The 3,177-nt window shown below is 59.2% G+C and carries 5 protein-coding genes; all 5 read right to left on the reverse strand.

What is annotated here, in order from left to right:
• Positions 1-222: 222 nt before the first annotated feature.
• The 5 genes from AC52Q4_RS03090 to AC52Q4_RS03110 all read right to left on the reverse strand — a co-directional run bounded on the left by AC52Q4_RS03090 (position 223) and on the right by AC52Q4_RS03110 (position 3,012).
• Positions 223-450 (reverse strand): DUF433 domain-containing protein, encoded by a 228-nt coding sequence (locus AC52Q4_RS03090; RefSeq protein ID WP_495535339.1) that lies wholly within the window; start codon positions 448-450, stop codon positions 223-225.
• Positions 451-936: 486 nt separating this feature from the next.
• Positions 937-2,097, reverse strand: coding sequence for a DegT/DnrJ/EryC1/StrS family aminotransferase (locus AC52Q4_RS03095; protein ID WP_495535340.1), 1,161 nt, complete (start codon positions 2,095-2,097; stop codon positions 937-939).
• 59 nt (positions 2,098-2,156) lie between these two features.
• Positions 2,157-2,447: a type II toxin-antitoxin system RelE/ParE family toxin gene (locus AC52Q4_RS03100; RefSeq protein WP_495535341.1), complete on the reverse strand. Its 291-nt coding sequence runs from the start codon at positions 2,445-2,447 to the stop codon at positions 2,157-2,159.
• The gene (locus tag AC52Q4_RS03105) at positions 2,444-2,680 is read right to left on the reverse strand and encodes an addiction module protein (RefSeq protein ID WP_495535342.1); all 237 of its coding nucleotides are present in this window, start codon (positions 2,678-2,680) and stop codon (positions 2,444-2,446) included. Before AC52Q4_RS03105 ends, AC52Q4_RS03100 begins: the two co-directional genes overlap by 4 nt.
• 107 nt (positions 2,681-2,787) lie before the next feature.
• Positions 2,788-3,012: a DUF433 domain-containing protein gene (locus AC52Q4_RS03110; RefSeq protein WP_495535343.1), complete on the reverse strand. Its 225-nt coding sequence runs from the start codon at positions 3,010-3,012 to the stop codon at positions 2,788-2,790.
• Positions 3,013-3,177: the final 165 nt, after the last annotated feature.

Below are 3,177 nucleotides of genomic sequence, written 5' to 3' on the forward strand. Positions count from 1 at the left end.
AGACCTCGGCACGTTTATCCTCGGGCAAAGCCTTTACGCGCTTGATGAGCTCGATGAGGTTCATAAGCAACTCTCCGCCGTGTGCATCAATCGCCGCCTTCTTCAATCCAGACCTTTTATATCGATACCGGAGACCGGTCGATATTTACGTATAAAGGACTGCAGCTGCGCGGCTGCCGCGGTTTTGGCCCGCTGGGCGATCTAGCGAGCGCATGAGCCAACTCAGGCGACTCGGATGTCGTAGCCACCATGCTCCCTGGAGGCGGCATATTCCAGGGCAGCTCGAATATCATCGTCCGTCAGCTCCGGGAAATCTGCTCGGATCTCTTCCCAACTTTGGCCTGCGGCAAGCCACTTCAGAATGTCGTACACCGTGATCCGCATCCCGCGAATGCACGGCTTTCCCCCGCGCTTACCAGCTTCGATGGTAATGCGATCCTGATAACTCATGGCTCTGCCTCCATCAATATCATCAAATTGTAAGCTTCTCTAAAGGCCGCGCCGTCACTTCTAGCACACCCCCCTCGCGCGCGCCCCAACGCCCGAAGTACCCGCGCCAGGTTGGGCACGGTAGGGTTACCTTTAGGTCCAAACATGCGATGCAGGCTCTTGATGGCGATCCCTGATGCAGGCGCCAGAACCCCGAAACCTACAGTCGCATTAATATAATCACGCAGGACAAGGCGTGCCGTGTCGGCTTAGCCAGTGAGAAGCGCCTCCGCCGCTTCTGTGAGCAGCGCGGATCAGAACGCCGCGCCCGCTCCCGCACCATTTCACGAAAATTCCGTGTCAATGCCATGGTTCAATTCTCGCTCTTACTGCGCCAGTAGTCCTGCCACCGCCTCTTTGCCGCTTCAATGTCGCGCCCCTGCCCCTGCTTCGTACCCACTGCCAAGGCCTTTCACGTGCCCACTGATAGGCGTGCTAGGGTAAGCCTCAGCTTGAGGCTTCCTTCAGCACCTCCTCAAGCCCTGCGCAGAAATGCTCCAGATCGGATTCGCTCAGAGTCGGGTGCACAGGCAGCATGAGGCTGGTCTCGTCCAGCTCCCGTGCAACCGGCAGACGCTCGGCGGGACGGCTGCCCATTCCATTGAACGCCTTTTCCCGGTACACCTCCGGGCAGGAGCCCTGCATGGCGGGGACGCCGCGCGCCTGGAGCGCGGCAACGATAGCGTCGCGGCTCCAGCCGGAGCGCAGCCGCTCCGGCTGTACGAAGCAATAATACTTATAATAGGCATGAGCCACGTGGGGTGGCGGTTCGGTCAGGCGGATGGCGGGAAATGCCTGGCAGACATCATTCAGCCGGGCGGCATGGGCGCGGCGACGGTTCACCCAACCCTCAAGCTTAGTAAGCTGAATACGGCCGATGGCGGACTGCATCTCGGTCAGGCGCCAGTTCGTGCCAAAGGACTCGTGCAGCCAGCGAAAGCCGGGGGGATGGTCTTGGTTGTAAACGGCATCCCAGGACTTGCCGTGGTCCTTGTACGACCAGGCTGACTTCCAGAGGGCCGCATCATTGGTGGTAAGCATCCCGCCCTCACCGCCGGTGGCCATGATCTTGTCGGTGCAGAAGGACCACCCTGCCGCATGACCGAAGCTGCCCACCGAGCGGCCCTCGTACCGCGCCCCGTGGGCCTGAGCGCAGTCCTCGATGACCTTCAGCCCCCGCGCTTCCGCCAGCGCCATAATTCGGGCCATTTCGCACGGCCAGCCGGCAAGGTGCACGCACATGATCGCCCGGGTACGCCGCGTCAGGGCGCGCTCGATGGTCTCGGCGGTGATGTTTTGGCTGTCGGGATCCACGTCGGCGAAGACCGGCGCCGCGCCCGCATTGACGATGCAGCTTGCCGACGCAATGAACGTCCGCGGCGTCACCACGACTTCGTCGCCCGACCCGATGCCCAGCACATGCAGCGCCAGGTCGAGCGCCACGGTCCCATTGGCCAGCGCTACCGCGTGCCCACAATCCACGGCGGCCGCAAACTCACGTTCGAAATTGCGGCCCTCCTCGCCGTTCCAGTAGTTCACTCGCCCGCAGGCCAGCACCTGCTGGACGGCTTCAATCTCATCGCTATCGTAATAGGGCCAAGGAGTCATTGCTGCGTCTTGGGTTAAATGATCAAGTGATATGCACGCAAATGCATTGATCCAGAGCTTTACGTCAGGCGCCTTGTTATCCGGGAGGGCGACTGCCTACAATCCAGCACTGCATATACCTGCACTGTCTCGCCTGACACTCGGTAATAAGCTGCGAAGGGAAAGCGTTTGGAGAGCAACCGGTGAAAACCGAAATGCTCCGCGTGGACTCCACCGTAGAGCTGTAGGGAGTCAATATCTGAAAACAGCGAGTCGAGGAAGTAAGCCCCCAGTCTTTCCTCCTGAGCCTCATAGAACGAAAAGCCGTCGAGGAGATCGTGCTCAGCCTCGCTGAGGATTTCGACCCTCATCGAGTTTTGTCAAAGATTCGCCGTTTTACCTCTGCCCAGTCTTCAAACGTTGCGGTGCCCTCTTCAATCCTCCTTTGCCGTGCCTTTAAGACATCATCATGCCACGCCGGGGCTGGAATATTCTCCGGATTCCGGCTCAGATCTCCCCAGATCTCCTCAAGAGCCCGCAGCTTGTCGGCCGTGCTCATTCGGTCTAGGGGAATGTTGGTGCTCACAGGCTTTTCCTCGTACAAAGCAATTTTCCTCAAGAAAGCTTTGGCCTACCCGTCACACCGGCGCAGCCGTTCGCCGCAACCACGACGTGCTCACAACCATGACAGCGGCGCCTCAACCAGAAACGTCACACCGCCTGGCCATCCAGTCGTTTGACATGCACCAGCCGGGCAGCGAAGGCCAATGCGGCGAAGATATCCTCGCGTTCCAATTCCTCGTAGTCGGAAAGGATTTCATCGACCGTCATCCCTGCGGCCAGACACTCGAGGATGTTCTCAACCTGATAACGTAGCCCGCGTATACAGGTCTTGCCGTGACATATGGCAGGGTCGACGGTTATACGAGTTTCCATGACCAAGTTCCTCCACCCTTACAATACCGAACAGTCTAGACGAAGGTTATATTCTCGGGCGACTTCTCACTTCTATAAGCGTCCACTGACCAGCGATCGGCCCCTTGTACCGCCCCTTCCTTGGGCTTGGGCACAGCACAGTCCCTGATGACCTTGAGTTCCCGA

Source organism: Nitrococcus sp. (assembly GCF_059432795.1).

Excerpts from the sequence above, each read along its gene's own strand:
- AC52Q4_RS03110 (WP_495535343.1), bottom strand. The coding sequence starts at position 3,012 with ATGGAAACTCGTATAACCGTCGACCCTGCCATATGTCACGGCAAGACC.
- AC52Q4_RS03090 (WP_495535339.1), bottom strand. The coding sequence starts at position 450 with ATGAGTTATCAGGATCGCATTACCATCGAAGCTGGTAAGCGCGGGGGA.
- AC52Q4_RS03095 (WP_495535340.1), bottom strand. The coding sequence starts at position 2,097 with ATGACTCCTTGGCCCTATTACGATAGCGATGAGATTGAAGCCGTCCAG.
- AC52Q4_RS03100 (WP_495535341.1), bottom strand. The coding sequence starts at position 2,447 with ATGAGGGTCGAAATCCTCAGCGAGGCTGAGCACGATCTCCTCGACGGC.